The organism is Paraburkholderia youngii (assembly GCF_013366925.1).
Classification (GTDB): Bacteria; Pseudomonadota; Gammaproteobacteria; order Burkholderiales; family Burkholderiaceae; genus Paraburkholderia; species Paraburkholderia youngii.
In genome coordinates this window covers 4540210-4561805 of the sequence record NZ_JAALDK010000001.1, presented here as the reverse complement: position 1 = coordinate 4561805, position 21596 = coordinate 4540210, and the positions used below count along the sequence as shown (strand labels likewise).

Genomic DNA, 21596 nt, shown 5'->3' with positions numbered 1-21596 from the left:
ATGCTAGAGCACCACAATCCCACAAAATGATTAAAAAATTGCGTTTCGAATTGAATCGGCATCTATTTTGTGACGAATTGTAATTACGCGGTGATGTATCGAGCGTCGAATTATTTATCGCTTTTGTCGTGCTAATTTAGATCAAGGATTCTCTGACCCGAGGTGAAGTCATGAACCTGCATTTACTGGCCGGCATCGCCGTCCTGCTGATCCTGGTGGCCGCCTCCGCTTACCGCGATGCCTTGCGCAACGAGCCGATCCGTCGCTACAGAATGAACCCAGGCAAGCTGCCGCCCGTTGACGAACAGGACTGACGTGCTGCCGAAGCCGGTCGCCAGATCGCCAGACGGGCCACGCCAAGGCTGTCCGAAAGGTAAGACTTTCGGATTTGTCATTCGCCTCCCGGCAAATATATGCGTAGCAATTTGCTCTCAATTTTTCGCAATATCGCATTGCGATTGATGCATGAATTATCCGAATTAAATCGGAGAAAGACCGCTTCCGTGAACCTCGCAGATTTTTCTGCTAGTCTTGCGCCGACATCGATTGGCCGCCAGGTCCGCGAACACACCAACTTCTAACCGATGTGGGAATGCCTACCATGCTGAAAGTCACCAAAGCCGTGTTTCCCGTAGCGGGCCTCGGGACACGATTCCTGCCGGCTACCAAAGCAAGTCCGAAGGAAATGCTGCCGATCGTCGACAAGCCGCTGATCCAGTACGCGGTCGAAGAAGCGATCGCCGCCGGCATCACCGAGATGATCTTCGTGACGGGCCGCAGCAAGCGCGCGATCGAAGATCACTTCGATAAATCCTATGAGATCGAGTCCGAACTCGAAGCGCGCAACAAGCAGAAACTGCTCGATCTGGTTCGCAGCATCAAACCGGCCAACGTCGACTGCTTTTACGTGCGCCAGGCCGAAGCGCTCGGTCTCGGCCATGCGGTGCTGTGCGCCGAAAAACTGGTGGGCGACAGCCCCTTCGCGGTGATACTCGCCGACGACCTGCTGCATAGCTCGAAGCCTGTGATGAGCCAGTTGGTCGATACCTTCAATCACTACCACAGCTCGGTGATCGGCGTCGAAACGATCGCGCGCGAGGACAGCCGTTCGTACGGCGTCGTCGACGGCCGCGAGTGGGAAGACAACGTGATCAAACTGTCGGGCATCGTCGAGAAGCCGGCGCCGGACGAGGCGCCGTCGAATCTCGGCGTGGTGGGGCGCTACGTGCTGATGCCGACGATCTTCAAGCATATCCGCGCGCTGAAGCCGGGCGCGGGCGGCGAGCTGCAACTGACGGACGCGGTGCAGTCGCTGCTGACCGAAGAGCAGGTGCTCGCGTATCGCTACTTCGGCACGCGCTTCGATTGCGGCAGCAAGCTCGGCTATCTGAAGGCGACCGTCGAATTCGCGCTGCGCCATCCGGAGGTGAAGGCTGAATTCGAGGCGTATCTGCAGGCGTATATGCAGAACGAAGCGCCGGCCGGCGAGGCGGGGCAATTGACGGCAGAAGCCGCGTGAACTGACGAGGCCCTGAAATAAACAATGGGCGCCGCGTTGCGCGGCGCCCATCGTCGTTTCAGCAGGACGGTCTCAACCTTGCTGCTTCACCTCGAGCCGGAACTTGTGCAGCAACGGCTCGGTATAGCCGCTCGGCTGCTGGCGCCCCTCGAATACGAGCGCTTGCGCGGCCCTGAACGCAATCGTGTCGAAGCCCGGCGCCATCGGCTGGTAGAGCGGATCACCGGCGTTCTGCGCGTCCACGATCTTGGCCATGCGCTTGAACGTCTCCTCGACGAGCTCGCGTTCGATCACGCCGTGATACAGCCAGTTGGCGATGTGCTGGCTCGAAATACGCAGCGTCGCGCGGTCTTCCATCAGGCCGACGTTGTGAATGTCCGGCACCTTCGAGCAGCCGACGCCCTGATCGATCCAGCGCACCACGTAGCCGAGAATACCTTGCGTGTTGTTGTCGACCTCGGCGCGGATTTCTTCGTCGCTCCATTGCGCCTTTTCGACGACCGGAATCGTCAGCAGGCCATCGAGCAGTTCGTCGTACACCTTCGCGTAGTCGGTGCGTTCGAGTTCCTGCTGGACCGCCTGCACGTCGACCTGGTGATAGTGCAGCGCGTGCAGCGTCGCCGCGGTAGGCGAGGGCACCCACGCGGTATTCGCGCCAGCCTTCGGATGGCCGATCTTCTGCTCGAGCATCGCGTGCATCAGGTCGGGCATCGCCCACATGCCCTTGCCGATCTGCGAGCGCCCGCGCAGGCCCCCGCTCAAACCGACCAGCACGTTGCTGCGCTCGTACGCCGTGATCCACTTGCTCGACTTCATGTCGCCCTTGCGGATCATCGGGCCCGCTTCCATCGCGGAGTGCATCTCGTCGCCGGTGCGATCGAGGAAGCCCGTGTTGATGAACGCGACGCGCGCCGACGCTTCGGCGATACACGCCAGCAGGTTGACGCTGGTGCGGCGCTCCTCGTCCATGATGCCCATCTTGAGCGTGTTGCGCGGCAGCTTCAGCAGGTCTTCGACGCGCGCGAACAGCTCGCTCGCGAACGCGACTTCGGCCGGGCCGTGCATCTTCGGCTTCACGATATAGATCGAGCCGGTGCGCGAGTTCAGCTTGTTCTGACGGTCTCGCAGCGCGCACAGCGTCGTGATGACCGCGTCGAGAATGCCTTCGGGAATCTCGTGGCCGTCTTTGGTCAATACGGCCGGGTTCGTCATCAGGTGGCCGACGTTGCGGATGAACAGCAGCGAGCGGCCATGCAGCTTGACCTGCGACTTGCCGTCCGCGCCGGTGTACTCGCGGTCCGCGTTGAGCCGGCGCGTGAAAGTCTTGCCGTTCTTCGTGACCTGTTCGGTCAGGTCGCCGTTCATGAGGCCGAGCCAGTTGCGATAGAGCTGCACTTTGTCGTCGGCGTCGACGGCCGCGACCGAGTCCTCGCAATCGATGATCGTCGTGACCGCCGCTTCGACGACGACGTCCTTCACATGCGCCGCGTCGGTCTTGCCGACCGGATCGTTCGCATCGATCTGGATCTCGACGTGCAGGCCGTTGTGCTTGAGCAGCACCGCCGACGGCGCGCTCGCGTCGCCCTGATAGCCGACCAGTTGCGCGGGTGTCTTCAGCGCGGTAGTGCCGTTCTTCAGCGCGACCACGAGCTGGCCGTTCTCGACGCTATAGCGCGTCGCATCCGCGTGCGAGCCGTTCGCGAGCGGCGCGGCCTGATCGAGGAACTTGCGCGCATACGCGATCACCGCGGCGCCGCGCACCGGGTTGTAACCCTTCTGCTTTTCCGCGCCATCCGTTTCGGGGATCGCGTCGGTGCCGTACAGCGCGTCGTAAAGGCTGCCCCAGCGCGCGTTCGCGGCGTTCAGCGCGTAGCGCTGGTTCGACAGCGGCACGACGAGCTGCGGGCCGGCCTGCTCCGAGATTTCGCTGTCCACGTGGTCGGTCGTGGCCTGGACGCTGGCGGGCACGGGCACGATGTAGCCGATGCCTTCGAGAAACGCACGATACTCGCGCAGATCCCGCACCGGGCCGGGATGGCTCCGATGCCAGTTGTCGAGTTCGCTTTGCAGGCGGTCGCGCTCGGCGAGCAACGCCCGATTTTTTGGCGCCAGCTCGTGCACGAGGGCGTCGAAACCCGACCAGAAGGCGGCGCTGTCGATTCCGCTGCCGGGCAGGGCTTCGGTTTCGACGAACTGGTCGAGGTTGGCGGCGACCTGCAGTCCGCCGCGCGGGTTCATCTGAGTCATCGACTGCTCCATCTGTTATGGGACCGATGAGGGGGCATCGGTCCGCGTTGAGCCACGGGATTGCTGTGACGCGCGGCGCTTTAAACGCCGAGCGCCTGAATGCCGGCCTTCGCGATCTGCGCATCCTGCTCCGACTTGACACCCGACACGCCGACCGCGCCGACCACATGGCCGTCGACGATCACCGGCACGCCGCCTTCGAGCGTGCCCTGCAACGGTGCGCTGAGGAATGCGGTGCGGCCGTTGTTGATCATGTCTTCATACACCTTGGTTTCGCGCCGGCCGAGCGCCGCGGTGCGCGCTTTCTCGGTCGCGATATACGAGGTGGCCGGCGCCGCGCCGTCCAGACGCAGCACCGCGAGCGGATGGCCGCCGTCGTCCACGACCACGATCGCGACGGGCCACCTGTTCTTCTCGGCTTCCGCGCGCGCGGCATCGACGATGCGGGTCGTCTCGGCGACGGTCAACACGGGTTTGGTCAGCATAATGAATGTCCTGTCTCGGTGAGGGGAAGGTGGCGTCTTCGGCTTCTCTCGGCAACGGGTCGATGCGGCGCCTGCGCGCGCGTTTCGCAGCTCTGTCGCATGCCGCATGCCGCGCGCCGGCGCCCGCCTGATCTGAAGATTCTACTTCCCGCCGCCCCAGCGCGGAACGGCAGCTTCCCTGGTCGCCATCACCGATACACGCGCAGCGCTTTACAATCGCGTCTCCACCCAAAAACCGCGCTTCCCACGAGATCTCAGATCATGCCAACCATCAGCGAGCTGTTCGTCTATCCGATCAAATCCTGCGCCGGCATCCCGCTCGATGCGGCGCGCCTGCTGGCGACCGGCCTCGAATACGACCGCAACTGGATGATCGTCGATCCCGAAGGCGCGATGTTCACGCAGCGCGCGTATCCGCGCATGGCCCTGATCAAGGTCGAACTCGGCGCCGAGGATCTGATCGTCAACGCGCCGGGTATGCGTGAGCTGCGCACGCCGCTCGATGCCGCGCGCCTGGCCGGCGCGGCCCGGGTCGATACCGCGGTGTGGAGCGACGCCGCCTACGGGCTCGATACCGGCGAAGCAACGGCGGCGTGGTTCACGGAGTTCCTTGGTCTGCCGGCGCGCTTGCTGCGCTTCGATCCGGAGCGCGAACGCATCGTCGATCCGGACTACACGGACAGCACCGGCGGTGCGACGACCTTTTTCGCCGATGGTTTTCCGCTGCTGGTGGTCGGCCAGGCCTCGCTCGACGATCTGAACGCGCGCCTGAACCGCAAAGGCGCGCCGTCGATTGGAATCGATCGCTTTCGACCCAACATCGTGCTCACGGGCTTAGATGCCTATGAAGAGGACTATGTCGAGACGCTCGCCGTCGGTGCGGATGCGGACTCGAGCGCGCGCGTCGAGTTGCGTCTCGTCAAGCTGTGCTCGCGCTGTCCGATGCCGACCATCGATCAGGCGCGCGGCGCGCCCGATCCCGACTGGCCGAACGAGCCGACCGACACGATGCTCGGTTATCGCGTCAGCGAACGCTTCGACGGCGCGGTCACGTTCGGCAACAACGCGCTGGTCGCGAGCGGGGCGGGGGCCTGGCTGCGGGTCGGGCAGCAGGTCGACGCGGAGCTCGGGTTCGGCGATTGATTGGATGAAAGGCGGGCGAGGCCCGCTTCGATCGGATCTCAGGCCGCCCGCGCAATCGCCGGCGCGGGCAGCGTTTCCCCACCTTGTCCGGCGCGAGCTTCGCGTTCCCAGCACGGCGCTTCGGCGCTCTCGCCAACCGCATCGCCCACCAGAATCACCGCCGGACTGCCGAAGCCCGCGCCGAGCGCATCGGCGGCGAGCCGATCGAGCCGCGTCAACAGGCGCCGCTCGTCGCGGCCGCCAGCCCACTGCACGACCGCGGCCGGCGTGTCGGCCGGCAGGTGCGCGAGCAAGGCAGCGGCGATGCCGTCGATGCGCCGCATGCCCATATAGATCGCCAGCGTCGTGCGCGTCGCGGCGAGCGCGGCCCAGTCCGGCTCGCCGTGATCTTCGGTGTGCGCGGTGATGAAGCTCACGCCGTGGCAGTGCCGCCGATGCGTGAGCGACATGCCGAGCCCCGCCGCGGCCGCGAAGCCCGACGAGATGCCGTTGACGATTTCGACCGCGAGGCCCGCGTCGCGCAGCACCGCGAGCTCCTCGCCCGCGCGGCCGAACAGCAGCGCTTCGCCGCCTTTGACGCGCACCACGTGCAGCCCCTTCAGCGCATAACGCCGCATCAGCCGCTCGATGAACGCCTGCGGCGTCGAGCGGCAGCCGCCGCGTTTGCCGACGCGGATCACGCGCGCCCGCGGCGCGAGCGTCACGATGTCTGGATTCGCGAGGTCGTCGAGCAGCACGACGTCGGCGGCCGCGAGCGCCTTGACGGCCTTCAGCGTCAGCAAGTCGAGGTCGCCTGGGCCCGCGCTCAGCAGCGTGACCTTGCCGGTGTTGGTGTTCATGTTGTGTCCTTGTGCCGTGGGTTTCTCGTGGCTCGAAACGAAAACGGCGTCCGCCCGTGAAGATCACGAGGGGACGCCGTTGTCCATTGCATTGCCGGTTGACGGTTGAGTCTGCGCATCGCGACGACGTTGCCGCGACGACGTTGCGGAGGACCGATGCAAGGACCACGCCATCGATCGAATAGCGGCACGCAAGACGTTGCCACACGCTGCGATTCACGCGGAAAACAGCGTCACGATCGCACCTGGGTGCACCTTGGTTTCGCACGTCCACAGTGCTGCGTCGCACCATCCCTGTGCCTTGCCGCATCAAAACGCGTCGCGCTCGGGGTGCGCTTCGGAGCCGCGCGATTTGCGGTAAACCCACGCCACACCGTGCTTTGCGGCGCATCGATCTAAATTGGCACAGCCTTTGCAAGAAGCGTTGCCATCGAACCAACGTGGGTTCGTCGCGCTTGCAGCAGAAAGCAGCGCCCCGCAGCACCCCAACAGGACAACGGCGTCCCCCGGATTCAGCCTCGGCTGGATTCGCGGGACGCCGTTTTTATTTCCGCAATCGCTTTCGCCAGACACCAGAGGACAGCGCACTCATGAAAATCATCGTTATCGGTCACGGGATGGTCGGCCACAAACTGGTCGAATGCCTGGCGCTTCAGGACGCGCACGATCTCGACATCACGGTGCTGGGCGAAGAATCGCGACCGGCCTACGATCGCGTGCATCTGTCCGAGTTCTTCTCGGGCAAGACCGCCGATGACCTGTCGCTCGTCGAGCCCGGTTTTTTCGAGCGCCACGGCGTGCAACTGAAGCTGAACGCGCGGGCCGTCGCGGTCGATCGCGACGCGCGCACGGTGACGGTCGCGAGCGGCGAAACGCTGACGTACGACCGCCTCGTGTTCGCGACCGGCTCCTATCCGTTCGTGCCGCCGGTGCCGGGCCGTGAGCGCGGCGACTGCTTCGTCTACCGGACGATCGACGATCTCGAAGCGATGCGCGAATGCGGCGCTCGCTCGAAAACGGGCACGGTGGTCGGCGGCGGCCTGCTCGGTCTCGAATGCGCGAAGGCGCTGCGCGATATGGGCCTGCAAACGCATGTGGTCGAATTCGCGCCGCGCCTGATGGCGGTCCAGGTCGACGACGGTGGCGGCCGCGTATTGCGCAGCCGGATCGAAGAACTGGGCGTCACCGTGCACACGCACAAGAACACGACGGCGATCGTCGACGGCGAAGCGGGCACGCACCGCATGCAGTTCGCCGACGGCAGCCATCTCGACACCGACATGATCGTGTTCTCCGCGGGCATCCGTCCGCGCGACGATCTGGCCCGCGCATGCGGCCTCGAACTGGGCGCGCGTGGCGGCATCGTCATCGACGACGCGTGCCGCACCAGCGATCCGCACATCTACGCGATCGGCGAATGCGCGCTGTGGGGTGGTCAGTTGTTCGGGCTCGTCGCGCCCGGCTATGACATGGCCCGCGTGGTCGCGAAGCAGTTGCTGGGCGACTCGGCCGAATTCGCGGGTGCCGACATGAGCACCAAGCTGAAGCTGATGGGCGTCGATGTGGCCAGCATCGGCGACGCGCACGGCAATACGCCGGGCAGCCGCACGTACCAGTTCAGCGACGAGCGCAAGCAGATCTACAAGAAGCTCGTCGTGTCCGATTGCGGCAAGTATCTGCTCGGCGGCGTGATGGTCGGCGACGCGAGCGAATACGGCACGCTGCTGCAGATGATGCTGAATCGCATCGAGCTGCCCGCGTCGCCCGAATTCCTGATCCTGCCGCAAGCGGACGGCAGCGCGAAGCCCGCGCTCGGCGTCGAGGCGCTGCCCGCGGCCGCGCAGATCTGCTCGTGCAACAACGTGTCGAAGGGCGAGCTGTGCGCGGCCGTCTGCGCGGGCGCGACCGACATCGGCGCGTTGAAGAGCGCGACCGGCGCGGGCACTTCGTGCGGCGGCTGCGTGCCGCTCGTCACGCAAGTGATGAAGGCCGAGATGAAGAAGCAGGGCCTCGCGGTGAACAACCACGTCTGCGAACACTTCCCGTATTCGCGCCAGGAGCTTTACCACCTCGTGCGCGTCGAGGGGCTGCGCAGTTTCGGCGCGCTGCTCGCGAAACATGGCCGCGGACTCGGCTGCGACATCTGCAAGCCGGCGGTCGCCAGCATTCTCGCGTCGTGCTGGAACGAATTCGTGCTGAAGAAGGAGCACGCGTCGCTACAGGACACCAACGACTACTACCTCGCGAACATCCAGCGCGACGGCACTTATTCTGTCGTGCCGCGCATGCCGGGTGGCGAAGTGACGCCCGATGGCCTGATCGCGGTCGCGCAGGTCGCGAAGAAATACGGCCTCTACACGAAGATCACCGGCGGTCAGCGGGTCGATCTGTTCGGCGCGCGGGTCGAGCAATTGCCGTCGATCTGGGAAGAGCTGATCGCAGCCGGCTTCGAATCGGGCCACGCGTATGGCAAATCGCTGCGTACCGTGAAATCGTGCGTCGGTTCGACGTGGTGCCGCTATGGCGTCGGCGATTCGGTCGGCCTCGCGGTCGAACTCGAGAATCGCTACAAGGGGCTGCGCACGCCGCACAAGATCAAGTTCGGCGTGTCCGGCTGCACCCGCGAATGCGCGGAAGCGCAGGGCAAGGATGTCGGCGTGATCGCCACCGAGAAGGGCTGGAATCTGTACGTGTGCGGCAACGGCGGCATGAAGCCGCGTCACGCGGAACTGCTCGCCGCGGACCTCGATAAGGACACGCTGGTGCGCTACATCGACCGCTTCCTGATGTTCTACGTGCGCACCGCTGACCGGCTGCAACGTACCAGCGTGTGGCGCGACAACCTCGAAGGCGGTCTCGACTATCTGATCGACGTGATCGTCAACGATCGCCTTGGCGTTGCCACCGAACTCGAAGTGGAGATGCAGCACGTGGTCGACACGTACGAGTGCGAATGGAAGAAGGCCGTCACCGATCCCGAAACACGCAAGCGCTTCCGCCATTTCGTCAACAGCGACGAGTCCGATAGCAACGTCGCGTTCGTCGAGGAGCGCGGACAGATCCGGCCGGCCACGCCCGCCGAGCGGCAGGCGCCGCGCATCGAGATTCCCATTGTCGTCGAGACGGTTTGACCTCAACCGATTCCCGCTTAACTCAAAAGGAGCCCAGTCATGAAGAACGAACGCTTGCCCCGCGCCTGGACCGCGATCTGCGCCCTCGACGACATCGTGCCGAACACCGGCGTTTGCGCGCTCGTCAACGGCGAGCAGGTGGCCGTGTTTCACGTCGAAGGCGGTGAAGTGGAGTCGCCCGCCGAGCCCACGGTCTACGCGATCGAAAACTTCGATCCGGGTTCGCACGCGGCGGTGCTGTCGCGCGGACTCGTCGGCAGCCTCGGCGAGCGCATCGTGGTCGCGTCGCCGATCTACAAGCATCACTTCGATCTGCGCACCGGCGAATGCCTCGAAACGCCGTCGTATTCGGTCAGCGCGTTTGCCACGCGCGTCGAAAACGGCCAGGTGTGGGTCGCGGTTTGAGGTAACGGCCTCGCTTAATCGTTCAGAGTTCTAACCAGATCATTCGCGCATGTCTGATACCAGCGTAAAGAGCGTGTGTCCTTATTGCGGCGTCGGTTGCGGCATGGTGCTGCACGTCGAGGACGGCCAGGTCGTGAAGATCGCCGGCGACAAGGAGCATCCGGCCAACTTTGGCCGGCTCTGCACCAAGGGGCAGTCGGCTCACGTCGCGCTGCGCAAGTCGGGGCGTCTCGAAGGCGCGTTCGTGCGTCATGCGCGCGATGAAGACCCGGCGCCGCTGCCGATGGCCCAGGCGTTGAGCGACACCGCGGCGCGTCTGCGGCGTGTGATCGACGAGCATGGTCCCGATGCTGTGTCGTTTTACGTGTCGGGGCAGATGTCGCTCGAAGCGCAGTATCTGGTCAACAAGCTCGCGAAGGGCTTTATCGGCACGAACAATATCGAAGCGAATTCGCGCCTGTGCATGGCGAGCGCGGCGAGCGGCTACAAGCTGTCGCTCGGTGCGGACGGTCCGCCCGGCTCGTATGAAGACTTCGATCACGCGGATCTGTTTTTCGTCAGCGGCGCGAATATGGCCGACTGTCATCCGATCCTGTTTCTGCGCATGATGGATCGCGTGAAAGCGGGCGCAAAGCTGATCGTCGTCGATCCGCGCCGCAACACGACCGCCGAGAAAGCCGATCTGTTCCTGCAGATCGAACCCGGCACCGACCTCGCGTTGCTGAACGGCCTGCTGCATCTGCTGCACGAAAACGGCGCAACGGATGCGGCTTTTATCGCCGAACACACCGAAGGCTGGGACGCGATGCCCGCGTTTCTGGCCGAGTACACGCCGGAGAACGTCGCCCGCATCACGGGCCTCGCCGCTGACGACATCCGCCGCGCCGCGCAGATGATCGCGTCGGCCAAAGACTGGATGAGCTGCTGGACGATGGGCCTGAACCAGAGCACGCACGGCACGTGGCACACCAATGCGCTGTGCAATCTGCATCTGGCGACGGGCCGTATCTGCCGGCGCGGCAGTGGACCGTTCTCGCTGACGGGCCAGCCGAACGCGATGGGCGGCCGCGAAATGGGCTACATGGGCCCCGGTTTGCCCGGTCAGCGTTCGGCGCTGGTCGCTGAAGATCGCGCGTTCATCGAGGCGCTGTGGGGCATCGCACCGGGCACGCTCAAAGCGGATGCGGGCAACGGCACGATCGACCTGTTCGCGCGGATGGCCGCGGGCGACATCAAGGCGTGCTGGATCATCTGCACGAATCCGGTCGCGACCGTCGCCAACCGGCAGACCGCGATCGCCGGATTGCGCGCGGCCGAACTCGTGATCGCGCAGGACGCGTTCCTCGACACCGAAACGAATCGCTACGCCGACGTGCTATTGCCCGGCGCTTTGTGGGCCGAAGCCGAAGGCGTGATGGTCAACTCGGAGCGCAATCTGACGCTGATGCAGCAGGCCATCGAACCGCCCGGCGCGGCGTTGCCCGACTGGCAGATCATCGCGCGCGTCGCATGTGAAATGGGCTTTGCCGATGCGTTCAGCTATGCGAGCGCCGACGAAGTGTTCGCCGAACTCACACGCGCGGCGAACCCGGCGACCGGCTACGATCTGCGCGGCGCGAGTCATCGCCGCTTGAAGGACGCACCGCTGCAGTGGCCGATCGCGTCGGCGGATTCGTCCGAGCGCAATCCGCTTCGCTATCTGAATGACGGCGTGAGCCAAACGCTTAGGGAGGCTGAAGATGGCAGCCGCCCGCGCATTGCTTTTCCGACCGCGAGCGGCAGGGCGAAGTTTTTCGCGCGCGCGTATCAGCCCGCGGCCGAGTTGCCCGATCGCGAGTTTCCGATCGTGTTGAACACGGGCCGCGTGCAGCATCAATGGCACACGATGACCAAGACCGGCAAGGTCGCGATGCTGAACAAGCTGAACCCGGGACCCTTCGTCGAGATTCATCCGCACGATGCGGCCGAACTCGGCATTCGCGCGAAAGACGCGGTTGAGATCCGTTCACGGCGCGGCCGCGCGGTGCTGCCCGCCGTCGTCACCGATCGGGTGAGCGCGGGGCAGTGCTTCGCGCCGATGCACTGGAACGACGTGTTCGGCGACGAGCTTTGCATCAACGCGGTGACCAACGACGCGGTCGATCCGATTTCATTGCAGCCCGAACTGAAAGTCTGCGCGGTCGCGCTGAGCCCGGTGACGGCCGATCGCATCGCGGACACACGCAACGACGACGCGCTCTCTACTCCCGCCGACGCAGCGGCTTTTGCGCCCAGCGCCAAGGATCAACCCATGCCTCGTATCGAAGCCCTCACGACTTTGCTGCAATTGCCGCCCGAGCCCGTACCGATGCCCGCGCTCAGCGATCCGGAGCGCGCGTATCTGGCCGGGTTCGTCAGCGGCCTGCGTTCGTCCGAAGCGCAAGGCCTCGACAACGTGCCGGTGCTGCCGCACAGCGCACCGTTCGATGCGGTGAAGCGGCTCTATGTCGATGGTCTGCTTGCCGGACTGTATAGCCGCAGCGCGACGACGGCCCGGGTTTCAGCCACCGCATTGCCGCCGAATGCCGCGCAGGAAGAGGCCCGCGAATCGGGCGTGCGTATCGTGCGCAACCGGCCGAAGGTCACGCTGTTGTGGGCCTCGCAAACCGGCAACACCGAATCGCTGACCGAGCGTTTCGCGACGCGTCTGATGGAATCGGGCTTCGAAATTCGCACCGCGTGCATGGCCGACTATCCGTTCGCGGCGCTCGCGAAGGCGCAGTACGTGTTGCTGATGACCAGCACGTTCGGCGACGGCGATGCGCCCGACAACGCGCAGGACTTCTGGACGCATCTGAACGCCGCCACGGCGCCGCGCCTCGACGGCGTGCGCTTCGCGGTGCTCGCGCTCGGCGATCGCAACTACGATCAGTTTTGCGGCCACGGCCGTCGGCTCGATGAACGGCTCGCCGCGCAGGGCGCGCTGCGTCTCACCGAGCGCGTCGATTGCGACATCGAATATCAGTCGAGCGCAGATGCATGGCTCGAACGCGTGATCGTCTGTATCAAGCAGGCGGATGCCGCGCTGCATGCGGTGCCGCCGGGCGGCATGATCAACGCGGTGGTGGGCGCGGTGCCGACCAAGGCGCGGCCGGCTGCGTCGCGCATCGTCGGCAATTTGCGACTGAACCGGCAGGGCGCCGTGAAGGATACGCGCTACGTGTCGCTGCAAACGGGCGATTCCAACCTCGAATACGAAGCGGGTGATGCGCTCGGCGTGTGGCCGAGCAACTGCCCCGAACTCGTCGACGAACTGATCACGCTGAGCGGTCTGCACGCTGAAGCATCGGTGCACGTCACGGGTATCGGCGACATGCGCCTCGCCGATGCGCTCACCAAACACTACGAGATCGCGCGGCCGAGCGCCGAAGCGCTTGCGCTGGTCGCCGCGCGCAGCCGCAACGGCGCGCTGGGCGATCTGCTCGCGCCCGAACGCAAGGCGGATCTGAAGCAATGGCTATGGGGGCAGCAGCTCGCCGACGTATTGCACGAGTTTCCGGTGAGCCTCTCGGCCGCCGAACTCACCGGCATGCTGAAGCGCCTGCAGCCGCGCCTGTATTCGATCGCATCGAGCCCGAAGGCGCATCCGGGCGAGGTGCATCTGACGGTATCGGCGGTGCGTTACAGCAATGGGCGGCGGCACCGCAAGGGTGTGTCGTCGACGTTTCTCGCGGATCGCTCAAGCGACACCGAGGTCCCCGTGTTCGTGCAGAAGTCCGCGCACTTTCGTCCTCCTCATCAGTCGGACACGCCGATGATCATGGTCGGTCCCGGCACCGGCATCGCACCGTTTCGCGGCTTTCTGCACGAACGGCAGGCACGCGGCGAACGCGGACGCAACTGGCTGTTCTTCGGCGAACAACATGCCGCGACCGATTTCTACTATCGCGACGAGCTCGAAGCGATGCGCGCGAGCGGTCTCTTGACCCGACTCGACGTCGCGTTCTCGCGCGACCAGGCCGACAAGATCTATGTGCAGGACCGCATGCGCGAACACGGTGCGCAACTGTGGGCGTGGCTCGAAGACGGTGCGCATTTCTATGTATGCGGCGACGCGAACCGGATGGCACGCGATGTCGATGCGGCGCTGAAGGACATCATCGCGACGCACGGTTGCATGAGCGAAGAGAAAGCACTCGAATACGTGAGCCGTCTGACGCGCGAAAAGCGCTATGCACGCGACGTGTATTGAGCCGCCGACGCGTTTCGAAAAAGGCCTTAAAAAAGGCCTCAAAACACACAGCATGATGGCATGACGCTTGCATATTGAGTCCCGGTTAAAACTCCGGGCGATATGCCGGTGCAAAACACAAGTAACGCAGCAACCGGACTACCAGGCATTTTATTTACCGAGGATCTCTAATGAAAAACGTGATGCACTCCCTGCGAAGCGGCGATTGGCGCGCACTGGTCGCCTGCTTTCTGTATTTCGACACGGGCTTCACCGTCTGGGTGCTGTATGGGCCGCTCGCGCCGTTCATCAGCAAGAGCATCGCGATGACGCCCGCGCAGCAGGGTCTGCTGGTCGCGGTGCCGGTGTTGTCCGCGGCGATTCTGCGCGTGACGCTCGGCAATCTGTATCAGTCCGCGCATGGCAAACGCATCGCGTTGATGGGCGTGTTGCTATCGGCGGTACCGACGATCGTGCTGCCGTTGCTGCAATCGATGCCCTCGTACGAAATGCTGCTGGTGCTCGGCGTGTTCCTCGGCGTCGGCGGCGCCAGCTTCGCGGTCGCGCTGCCGATGGCCGGCAGCAACTATCCGCCGAAGGTGCAGGGCCTCGTGTTGGGCCTGGCCGCGGCCGGCAACATCGGCGCGGTGCTCGACGGCTTCCTGTTCCCGCAACTGGCGACGCGCTATGGTTGGCAACTCGCCGCGGGCGGCGCCTTGCCGCTGCTGGCGATCGCCGCGATCACGCTGTACTTCTGGGCCAACGACGCGGGCGTCAAAACCGGCAGCGTGCTGCGCGCGTTCGGCAGCTTCGCGACGACGCTCGCCGGCCTGATCGTGCTCGTGCTGCTCGTCGAAGCGGGGCTGTTCGGCGCGGGCAAGACCGGCGTGCTGCTGTTGCCGGTGGTCGGCGCGCTGCTCGCGATCGCGGTGCTGCCGCAACGCTACCGCTCGGTGCTCGCCGAGCGCGATACGTGGGTCATCATGCTCGTCTATAGCATCACGTTCGGCGGTTTCGTCGGCATGTCCTCGTATGTGTCGCTGCTGCTGACCAACCTGTATCAACTGTCGAAGATCGACGCAGGTCTGTTCATGGCGCTGCTCGCCGCGACCGGCGCGATGGTGCGTCCGCTCGGCGGCCTGATTGCCGACCGCGTGTCGGGCGTGCGCGCGCTGACCGTGCTGCTCGCGATCATCGCGATTTGCGACTTCCTGTTCGCGACGGCGATGCCGTCGTTCGCGGGCGGCATCGCATTGCTGCTGTGCATGTACGTCGCGTTCGGCCTCGGCAATGGCGCGACGTTCCAGCTCGTGCCGCATCGCTGGGCCGGCCGCACCGGCTTGATGTCGGGCATCGTCGGCGCGGCGGGCGGCATCGGCGGCTTTTATCTGCCGGTCGTGATGGGCATCGCGAAGGAGAGCACCGGCAGCTATCAGATGGGCTTCGCGACGTTCGGCACGCTGTCGGCGTGCGCGTTCCTTGCGATCGTCGCACTGCGCCGGCCGTGGATGGCGTGGTCGATGCAGACCGGCGTCATGCATGCGCATGCGACGGAGTGAGGCACGGCGCTGACAAAAGCGCAGTCGAATGCTTGCATATCGGTCGCGGCGTTTCTAATATGCAGCCAGGAGGCTGCATATGAACTCATCGACCGATCGTATCGAAAAGCAGATTCTGTTGAAGGCGCCGCGCTCGCGCGTCTGGCGCGCGCTGGCGAACGCCGAGGAATTCGGCAAATGGTTCGGCGTGAACCTCGCCGGCAAGCAGTTCGTCGCCGGGCAATCCACGCAGGGGCACATCACCTATCCGGGCTACGAACACCTGGTGATGGACGTGCTGGTCGAGCGTGTCGAGCCCGAACATCATCTGTCGTGGCGCTGGCATCCGGCCGCGATCGACATCACGATCGACTACACGCCGGAGCCGACCACGCTCGTCGAATTCGATCTGAGCGAGGTCGAGTCCGGCACGCTGCTGCGCGTCGTCGAATCGGGCTTCGACCAGTTGCCGGTCGGGCGCCGCGCGGAAGCGTTCCGGCTGAACGACGGCGGCTGGGGACAGCAGATGGTCAACATCGAACGATATGTCGGCGCGGGTTAAAGCGAGCTCCGCGAAGGCGGGTCCCAAGGCGGCGACGCTGCGCAGTTCGGCGGCGGTGTTCGCCGCGCTCGGTGACGAGACGCGCCTGCGTCTCATCGCGGCATTGTGTGCGGGCAGCGCGATGTCGATCGCGCAGCTGACGGCCGGCACCGACATCACGCGGCAGTCGGTCACGCAGCATCTGCAGGTGCTGGCCGACGCGGGGCTCGTACACGATGTAAAGGTTGGACGCGAGCGCCTGTGGGCGTTCGAACCCGCGCATCTCGACGCGGCGCGCCGCGCGCTCGACGCGATTTCGCGGCAATGGGATCAGGCGCTGCTGAAGTTGAAGACGATGGTCGAGGAGTAAAGGGCGGGGCGGTCGCGGCGATTGCGCGAACCGAACCAAGATGACGCGCGACGGCGCGTATCGCATTTTTTACCGACCGCAAGCGGCGCATCCTGCCCGGCAAGGGCGGAACAACGCAAAAGGGGCCAACCATTGGCCCCAAACCACCGCAAAAAAGGAAGAAAAACCAGCCCGCGGCTAATCGGCGATCCGCTTGTCGGCTAGCGCGCTCTGGCAGTCGGCTATCACCTGCCGGACGAGCCGGGCTTGTGGGTCGAGTTCGTCGGTATCGAGAATTTCCTCGACCGCGTCGCGCGCCCAATCGGCATCGACGAAGCGCGCGTGGCGCCGCGCGATTTCGACGGCGGTGGCGGACAGCTTCGCAATGCACAGCCAGTCGGCTTCGCGCGCGCGGCGGTCGAGCCACTTGTGCGCGGACTGCACGTGAAACGCCGCGTCGGGCCAGTCTTCGTTCAGATAATAAGCGCCGAGGCTTCCGCATGTGAGCCAGCACAACAGCTCCAGGCGGTCACGGGGACTCAGATGTTGGCGTACATCACTCATGGCGACGCTCGCTGCAGTAAATGGCTTCCCGGTGAGGCCGGCGGGCGCCGTCCTCCGCTTTTTATAAACATTAGCATGCGGAATTCCCGGGCGGCAATTCCTGACCAACCCTAGCGTGCGGCACCGCAACAGGCGGGCTTTCGGGCGATGCATCCGCGACGTGCGCCGGCCGCCCCGATCGAGCTCGGAGCATCCGCCGGAGCCCCGCCGCGCAGCGTTCAGCGGCTTGCGGCGGTTCCGGGGGCGGCCTCAGCGTTGGCCGCGCGTCGCGACGATGAAAAGCCGCGGAAACGGCAGCAGCACCGTGCCATCGGCGAGCGCCGGGTAGGCTTTGGCGATTTCGTCGCGATAGCGTTGCAGAAACGCGCTGCGTTCGGCGTCGTCGAGCGCGGCCAGAAACGGCCGCAGCGCGCTGCCCTTGAACCATTCGACCACTGCGTCGGGGCCCGCGAGCGGGTGGTGATAGACCGTGCGCCACACGTCGACGCGCTCGCACAGCGGCTTGAGCAGCGCGTAGTACCAGTTCGCGTCGTGGCGCACGGTGCGCTCGACACCCATCAGCCTGGGCGCCCAAGGCCCGTCGGCGGCGATTTCGCGCAGCAGCCGGTGCGCCGGTTCGTCGAGATTGACGGGCATCTGCACGGCGAGGCTGCCGCCCGTGGCGAGTTTTGCCACCAGTGCGGGGAACAGCCGCTCGTGGTCGGGCACCCATTGGAGCACGGCGTTCGCGAGGATCACATCGAAGGGGCCGCGCGCGTCCCACGTCGACACGTCGCCGACGTCGAAGCGCAATTGCGGCAGCCGCCGACGGGCCGCCGCGATCATGTCGGCCGAGCTGTCGATGCCGCTCACCGACGCGCCCGGCACCCGCTCGGCCAGCACCTCGGTCGAGTTGCCCGGTCCGCAGCCGATATCGACCGCGAGCCGCGCACCGTCCAACGGCACCGCCGCAAGCAGATCGCGCACCGGCCGCGTGCGCTCGTTCTCGAACAGCGTGTACTGCTTCGCGTGCCAATCGCTGTGCTCGTTCGTGGTTTTGTCGGTCATCTTCTGCTCCTTCGCGGGTTCGTTGCGGCCATTCTCGACCGCGATCAGCCCCGAGTAAAATGAATTTATGATTCTGATTACTTCATTTTTCTAATGAAAATCGACACGCTCGGCGTGCAGGCATTCGTCGCGATTGCCGATCGCGGCAGCTTCCAGAGTGCGGCGGATTCGCTGCACGTGACGCAAACCGCGATCACCCAGCGGCTGCGCAAGCTCGAAACCTATCTCGGCGTCACGCTGATCGAGCGCACCACGCGGTCGATGGCGCTCACCGAAATCGGCCGCAGTTTTCTGCCACAGGCGCGCCGGCTGCTCGGCGAACTGGCCGACGCGCTCGTCGAAATCCGCGAAACGGGGATCGCGCGACGCGGCGACGTGTCGATCGCGTGCGTGCCGACCGTCGGCGTGCAGTATCTGCCGCGCATCTTGCAGGCGTATTCGGCGCGCTATCCGCACAATCGCATCAAGATTCTCGATCATGCGTCGTCGGCGGTCGAGGAGGCCGTGTTGCGCAGGGAGGTCGAGTTCGGCATCAACATCGCGCGCGAGCATCATCCGGATCTCGCCACCGTGCCGCTCACCGAAGACCGCTATGTGCTGATCTGCCACGAAGACCATCCGCTCGCGAAGCGGCGGCGCATCGCATGGCGGCAGTTGCAGGCGTTCCCGCTGATTTTCGCCGGCGAGGTCAGCGGCAATCGCGCGCTGCTCGACGTCGCGTTGGCGTCGAGCGAACTCGCGCTGCGGTCGTTCTACGAGGTGCAGCGCAGTTCGACCGCGGTCGGGCTCGTCGCGCAGCGTGTCGGCGCGGCCGTGGTGCCCGCGCTCGCGCTGCAGAAGGGTGCGTATCCGAGCGTGCGCACCGTCGAGCTCACGCAGCCGACCGTGTCGCGCACGCTGGTGCTGGTCGCGCGCAAGACCGCGCAGTTGTCGCCGGCGGCGCAGGCGCTGTACGACATGATCCGCGAACAGGCGACTCTGAAAACCGGATGACGCCGCGCCGCGCGCAAGGCAAACTCATGGGCTGCTGAGTTTGATTCCTTCAACCTGTTCTACCGACGCGACATACAACCACTGATGCTGCAGATACTCGGCAAGACCACCTCGATCAACGTGCGCAAGGTGCTGTGGACCTGCGCGGAACTCGGGCTTGCGTTCGACCAGCAAGACTGGGGCTCGGGCTTTCGCTCGACCGATGTCGCCGAATTCCGCGCGCTCAATCCGAACGCGATGGTCCCCGTGATTCGCGACGGCGACTTCGTGCTGTGGGAATCGAACGCGATCATCCGTTATCTCGCGAACCGTTATCGCGGTGACGCCCTGTATCCGGCCGACCCGGTCGAGCGCGCGCGCTGCGATCAATGGATCGACTGGCAGGCGAGCGAATTGAACCGCTCGTGGAGCTACGCGTTTCTCGCACTCGTGCGGCACTCGCCCGGGCATCAGGACCCGCGGCAGATCGCCGCGTCGTGTGCGAACTGGTCCAAGCATATGGCGATCGTCGAGCAGCAACTCGCGCGCACCGGCGCGTATATCGCGGGCGACGCGTTCTCGCTCGCCGATATTCCGATCGCGCTGTCCGCGAATCGCTGGCTCGAAACGCCGCAGCAGCACGACGATTTGCCGGCGCTGGCCGCGTATATGGCGCGCCTCGCCCAGCGCGACGGGTATCGCAGGTATTGCCGTAACGGCACGCCGTAATCGTTGATTCACGCGCGCGTCGGCAAACCCGCCGATGCTGGCAGATGCCGCCTTGAATGCTTACGTATTGCTTTCGGATTGCCGTGCTCGACGGCTTCTGCGCGGTGCACCCCGCGTCGCCTACAATGGCGCCCATTTAGCGACATTGAAGGTCCAACGATGCGGGTAACTAAATTCGCGCTGGCTGCGCTGACGGCGTGTTTCACTCTGAATGCGAGTGCCGAGATGACTGCCGCCCAGTACAAGAAATGGGCGCACGCCGACAACAACTCGATCTATGCAGCGTACATCACCGGCACGATCAACGCGTTCGGCTGGGCGAACGGCGACCTGGTCTCGCGCAAACAGCGGCAGCTGTTCTGTCCGCCAGAAACGCTCGCGATCGGCAACCAGACGGTTTATCCGCTGCTCGATGCGTTCTTCGCGAACCACCCGGGCATTTCCGACGATTTTCCGATCGGGCTCGCGATTCTGCGCTCGTTGCAGGGCGCGTATCCGTGCTGACGTGTGGGTGGAAGAAGTGAGGGGAGGGAGTCGAGCGGGGGTAACAGCAGGGGCGAACTCGCGAAGCGGGGCCGCCCCTCGGGGGATCAAACCTGAACGAGATTCGGAATCTGCACGTCCGGATTGACGTCCGCGTCGTAATCGACGCCCTTCATTTCAAAGCCGAACAGACGCAGGAAATCGGTCTTGTAGCCGGCGAAATCGGTGAGTTCGTAGATGTTGTCGTTGCTCACCTGGTTCCACAGCTCCTGCACGCGGCCTTGCACCTGCGGATCGAGTTCCTTGTAGTCCGCGCGCAGACGGCCTTCGTCGTCCAGATGCGGCTGGCTGCCATAGAGGCTGTCCTTGTACAGGCCGTAGACCTGTTCGATGCAGCCTTCGTGCGTACCTTTTTCCTTCATCACCTTGAAGAGCAGCGACAGATACAGCGGCATCATCGGAATCGCCGAGCTTGCCTGCGTGACGACCGCCTTCAGCACCGCGACGCGCGCGTCGCCGCCGTTGGCCGCGAGCTTTGCGCGGATGCCGAGCACCTTCTGGTCGAGATCCTTCTTGGCCGCGCCGATCGAGCCGTTCCAATAGATGTCGTGCGTGATCTTTTCGCCGAGGTAGGTGAACGCGGTGGTCTTCGCGCCGTCGGCGAGCACGCCAGCCTCGCCCAGCGCGTCCATCCACATCTGCCAGTCCTCGCCGCCCATCACCGCGACCGTCTGCGCGATTTCTTCCGGCGTCGCCGGTTCGAGCACGGTTTCCTTGATCACTTCCTTGTCGGTGTCGATGCCGCGCAGGTTGACCGCCTTGCCGATCGGCTTCAGCACCGAGCTGAACACCTCACCGGTTTTCGGATGCTGGCGCTTCGGCGCCGCGAGGCTGTAGACGACCAGATCGACCTGGCCTAGATCGCGCTTGATCACTTCGATGGTGCGCGCCTTCACTTCGTCGGAGAACGCGTCGCCGTTGATGCTGGTCGCGTACAGGCCTTCGGCGTTGGCGAACTTCTCGAACGCCGCGGTGTTGTACCAGCCGGCCGTGCCCGCCTTGGTTTCGCTGCCGGCGCGCTCGAAGAACACGCCGAGGGTCGACGCGCCCGAGCCGAACGCGGCGCTGATGCGCGCGGCGAGGCCATAGCCGGTAGACGCGCCGATCACGAGCACCTTCTTCGGCCCGTTGGCGATGGGGCCGCGTGCCTTCACATACTCGATCTGTTCCTTGACGTTGGCTTCGCAGCCGGTCGGATGGGTCGATACACAGATGAAGCCACGCACACGCGGTTTGATGATCATGAAGCACCTCTTGTCGGAATTGGCGACATTATAGTGGCCCCGCCGGAGCCGCACGCCATCTCGCGAATGGGGCAAAAATCAGCGCACTCC

At 64.8% G+C, this 21596-nt stretch carries 18 protein-coding genes; 12 read left to right on the top strand and 6 right to left on the bottom strand.

Annotation, left to right across the window (positions count from 1 at the left end; all coding sequences use genetic code 11):
- Window positions 1-170 precede the first annotated feature (170 nt).
- Both G5S42_RS20900 and galU read left to right on the top strand, forming a co-directional pair.
- Window positions 171-314 (top strand): hypothetical protein, encoded by a 144-nt coding sequence (locus G5S42_RS20900; RefSeq protein WP_176108538.1) that lies wholly within the window; start codon window positions 171-173, stop codon window positions 312-314.
- Window positions 315-601: 287 nt separating this feature from the next.
- Window positions 602-1519: a UTP--glucose-1-phosphate uridylyltransferase GalU gene (gene galU, locus G5S42_RS20895; protein WP_176108537.1), complete on the top strand. Its 918-nt coding sequence runs from the start codon at window positions 602-604 to the stop codon at window positions 1517-1519.
- A 72-nt stretch (window positions 1520-1591) separates the two neighbouring features.
- On the opposite strand, the gene G5S42_RS20890 is transcribed toward galU, so the two are convergent.
- A complete protein-coding gene (locus G5S42_RS20890; RefSeq protein WP_176108536.1) occupies window positions 1592-3766 on the bottom strand; it encodes a malate synthase G in 2175 nt (724 codons plus the stop codon).
- A gap of 80 nt (window positions 3767-3846) precedes the next feature.
- Window positions 3847-4251: a heme-binding protein gene (locus G5S42_RS20885; protein ID WP_176108535.1), complete on the bottom strand. Its 405-nt coding sequence runs from the start codon at window positions 4249-4251 to the stop codon at window positions 3847-3849.
- Window positions 4252-4512: 261 nt separating this feature from the next.
- Here G5S42_RS20885 and G5S42_RS20880 point away from each other — a divergent pair, with 261 nt between their 5' ends.
- The gene (locus tag G5S42_RS20880; RefSeq protein WP_176108534.1) at window positions 4513-5394 is read left to right on the top strand and encodes an MOSC domain-containing protein; all 882 of its coding nucleotides are present in this window, start codon (window positions 4513-4515) and stop codon (window positions 5392-5394) included.
- Between the two features lie 38 nt (window positions 5395-5432).
- On the opposite strand, the gene cobA is transcribed toward G5S42_RS20880, so the two are convergent.
- A complete protein-coding gene (gene cobA / locus G5S42_RS20875; protein ID WP_176108533.1) occupies window positions 5433-6233 on the bottom strand; it encodes a uroporphyrinogen-III C-methyltransferase in 801 nt (266 codons plus the stop codon).
- A 590-nt stretch (window positions 6234-6823) separates the two neighbouring features.
- Here cobA and nirB point away from each other — a divergent pair.
- From nirB to G5S42_RS20845, 6 genes are all read left to right on the top strand, one after another.
- Window positions 6824-9364, top strand: a complete 2541-nt coding sequence (gene nirB, locus G5S42_RS20870) for a nitrite reductase large subunit NirB (RefSeq protein ID WP_176108532.1) — start codon at window positions 6824-6826, stop codon at window positions 9362-9364.
- A gap of 39 nt (window positions 9365-9403) precedes the next feature.
- Window positions 9404-9769, top strand: a complete 366-nt coding sequence (gene nirD / locus G5S42_RS20865) for a nitrite reductase small subunit NirD (protein ID WP_176108531.1) — start codon at window positions 9404-9406, stop codon at window positions 9767-9769.
- A gap of 49 nt (window positions 9770-9818) precedes the next feature.
- Window positions 9819-14000: a bifunctional nitrate reductase/sulfite reductase flavoprotein subunit alpha gene (locus tag G5S42_RS20860; protein ID WP_176108530.1), complete on the top strand. Its 4182-nt coding sequence runs from the start codon at window positions 9819-9821 to the stop codon at window positions 13998-14000.
- A 170-nt stretch (window positions 14001-14170) separates the two neighbouring features.
- A complete protein-coding gene (locus tag G5S42_RS20855; RefSeq protein WP_176108529.1) occupies window positions 14171-15538 on the top strand; it encodes an MFS transporter in 1368 nt (455 codons plus the stop codon).
- 79 nt (window positions 15539-15617) lie between these two features.
- Window positions 15618-16079 (top strand): SRPBCC family protein, encoded by a 462-nt coding sequence (locus G5S42_RS20850; RefSeq protein ID WP_176108528.1) that lies wholly within the window; start codon window positions 15618-15620, stop codon window positions 16077-16079.
- Window positions 16063-16428 (top strand): ArsR/SmtB family transcription factor, encoded by a 366-nt coding sequence (locus tag G5S42_RS20845; RefSeq protein WP_176108527.1) that lies wholly within the window; start codon window positions 16063-16065, stop codon window positions 16426-16428. The genes G5S42_RS20850 and G5S42_RS20845 overlap by 17 nt, the downstream gene beginning before the upstream one ends.
- 177 nt (window positions 16429-16605) lie before the next feature.
- On the opposite strand, the gene G5S42_RS20840 is transcribed toward G5S42_RS20845, so the two are convergent.
- Window positions 16606-16971, bottom strand: a complete 366-nt coding sequence (locus G5S42_RS20840; protein WP_176108526.1) for a hypothetical protein — start codon at window positions 16969-16971, stop codon at window positions 16606-16608.
- A 249-nt stretch (window positions 16972-17220) separates the two neighbouring features.
- A complete protein-coding gene (tam, locus tag G5S42_RS20835) occupies window positions 17221-18018 on the bottom strand; it encodes a trans-aconitate 2-methyltransferase (RefSeq protein ID WP_176108525.1) in 798 nt (265 codons plus the stop codon).
- A 93-nt stretch (window positions 18019-18111) separates the two neighbouring features.
- Here tam and G5S42_RS20830 point away from each other — a divergent pair, with 93 nt between their 5' ends.
- The 3 genes from G5S42_RS20830 to G5S42_RS20820 all read left to right on the top strand — a co-directional run bounded on the left by G5S42_RS20830 (window position 18112) and on the right by G5S42_RS20820 (window position 20223).
- Window positions 18112-19011 (top strand): LysR family transcriptional regulator, encoded by a 900-nt coding sequence (locus tag G5S42_RS20830; RefSeq protein ID WP_176108524.1) that lies wholly within the window; start codon window positions 18112-18114, stop codon window positions 19009-19011.
- Between the two features lie 84 nt (window positions 19012-19095).
- Window positions 19096-19719: a glutathione S-transferase family protein gene (locus G5S42_RS20825; RefSeq protein ID WP_176108523.1), complete on the top strand. Its 624-nt coding sequence runs from the start codon at window positions 19096-19098 to the stop codon at window positions 19717-19719.
- A gap of 225 nt (window positions 19720-19944) precedes the next feature.
- Window positions 19945-20223 carry a hypothetical protein gene (locus G5S42_RS20820; RefSeq protein WP_246392042.1) on the top strand — a complete coding sequence of 93 codons (279 nt, stop codon included), beginning with the start codon at window positions 19945-19947 and terminating at the stop codon, window positions 20221-20223.
- A gap of 86 nt (window positions 20224-20309) precedes the next feature.
- Here the strand turns inward: G5S42_RS20820 and fabV are convergent, their stop codons facing one another.
- Window positions 20310-21506, bottom strand: a complete 1197-nt coding sequence (gene fabV, locus G5S42_RS20815) for an enoyl-ACP reductase FabV (protein ID WP_176108521.1) — start codon at window positions 21504-21506, stop codon at window positions 20310-20312.
- Window positions 21507-21596: the final 90 nt, after the last annotated feature.

Excerpts from the sequence above, each read along its gene's own strand:
- G5S42_RS20890 (WP_176108536.1), bottom strand. The coding sequence starts at position 3,766 with ATGACTCAGATGAACCCGCGCGGCGGACTGCAGGTCGCCGCCAACCTC.
- G5S42_RS20880 (WP_176108534.1), top strand. The coding sequence starts at position 4,513 with ATGCCAACCATCAGCGAGCTGTTCGTCTATCCGATCAAATCCTGCGCC.
- G5S42_RS20855 (WP_176108529.1), top strand. The coding sequence starts at position 14,171 with ATGAAAAACGTGATGCACTCCCTGCGAAGCGGCGATTGGCGCGCACTG.
- G5S42_RS20825 (WP_176108523.1), top strand. The coding sequence starts at position 19,096 with ATGCTGCAGATACTCGGCAAGACCACCTCGATCAACGTGCGCAAGGTG.
- G5S42_RS20885 (WP_176108535.1), bottom strand. The coding sequence starts at position 4,251 with ATGCTGACCAAACCCGTGTTGACCGTCGCCGAGACGACCCGCATCGTC.
- galU (WP_176108537.1), top strand. The coding sequence starts at position 602 with ATGCTGAAAGTCACCAAAGCCGTGTTTCCCGTAGCGGGCCTCGGGACA.
- G5S42_RS20860 (WP_176108530.1), top strand. The coding sequence starts at position 9,819 with ATGTCTGATACCAGCGTAAAGAGCGTGTGTCCTTATTGCGGCGTCGGT.
- nirB (WP_176108532.1), top strand. The coding sequence starts at position 6,824 with ATGAAAATCATCGTTATCGGTCACGGGATGGTCGGCCACAAACTGGTC.
- G5S42_RS20850 (WP_176108528.1), top strand. The coding sequence starts at position 15,618 with ATGAACTCATCGACCGATCGTATCGAAAAGCAGATTCTGTTGAAGGCG.
- G5S42_RS20845 (WP_176108527.1), top strand. The coding sequence starts at position 16,063 with ATGTCGGCGCGGGTTAAAGCGAGCTCCGCGAAGGCGGGTCCCAAGGCG.
- tam (WP_176108525.1), bottom strand. The coding sequence starts at position 18,018 with ATGACCGACAAAACCACGAACGAGCACAGCGATTGGCACGCGAAGCAG.
- fabV (WP_176108521.1), bottom strand. The coding sequence starts at position 21,506 with ATGATCATCAAACCGCGTGTGCGTGGCTTCATCTGTGTATCGACCCAT.
- G5S42_RS20840 (WP_176108526.1), bottom strand. The coding sequence starts at position 16,971 with ATGAGTGATGTACGCCAACATCTGAGTCCCCGTGACCGCCTGGAGCTG.
- nirD (WP_176108531.1), top strand. The coding sequence starts at position 9,404 with ATGAAGAACGAACGCTTGCCCCGCGCCTGGACCGCGATCTGCGCCCTC.
- G5S42_RS20820 (WP_246392042.1), top strand. The coding sequence starts at position 19,945 with ATGACTGCCGCCCAGTACAAGAAATGGGCGCACGCCGACAACAACTCG.
- cobA (WP_176108533.1), bottom strand. The coding sequence starts at position 6,233 with ATGAACACCAACACCGGCAAGGTCACGCTGCTGAGCGCGGGCCCAGGC.
- G5S42_RS20830 (WP_176108524.1), top strand. The coding sequence starts at position 18,112 with ATGAAAATCGACACGCTCGGCGTGCAGGCATTCGTCGCGATTGCCGAT.
- G5S42_RS20900 (WP_176108538.1), top strand. The coding sequence starts at position 171 with ATGAACCTGCATTTACTGGCCGGCATCGCCGTCCTGCTGATCCTGGTG.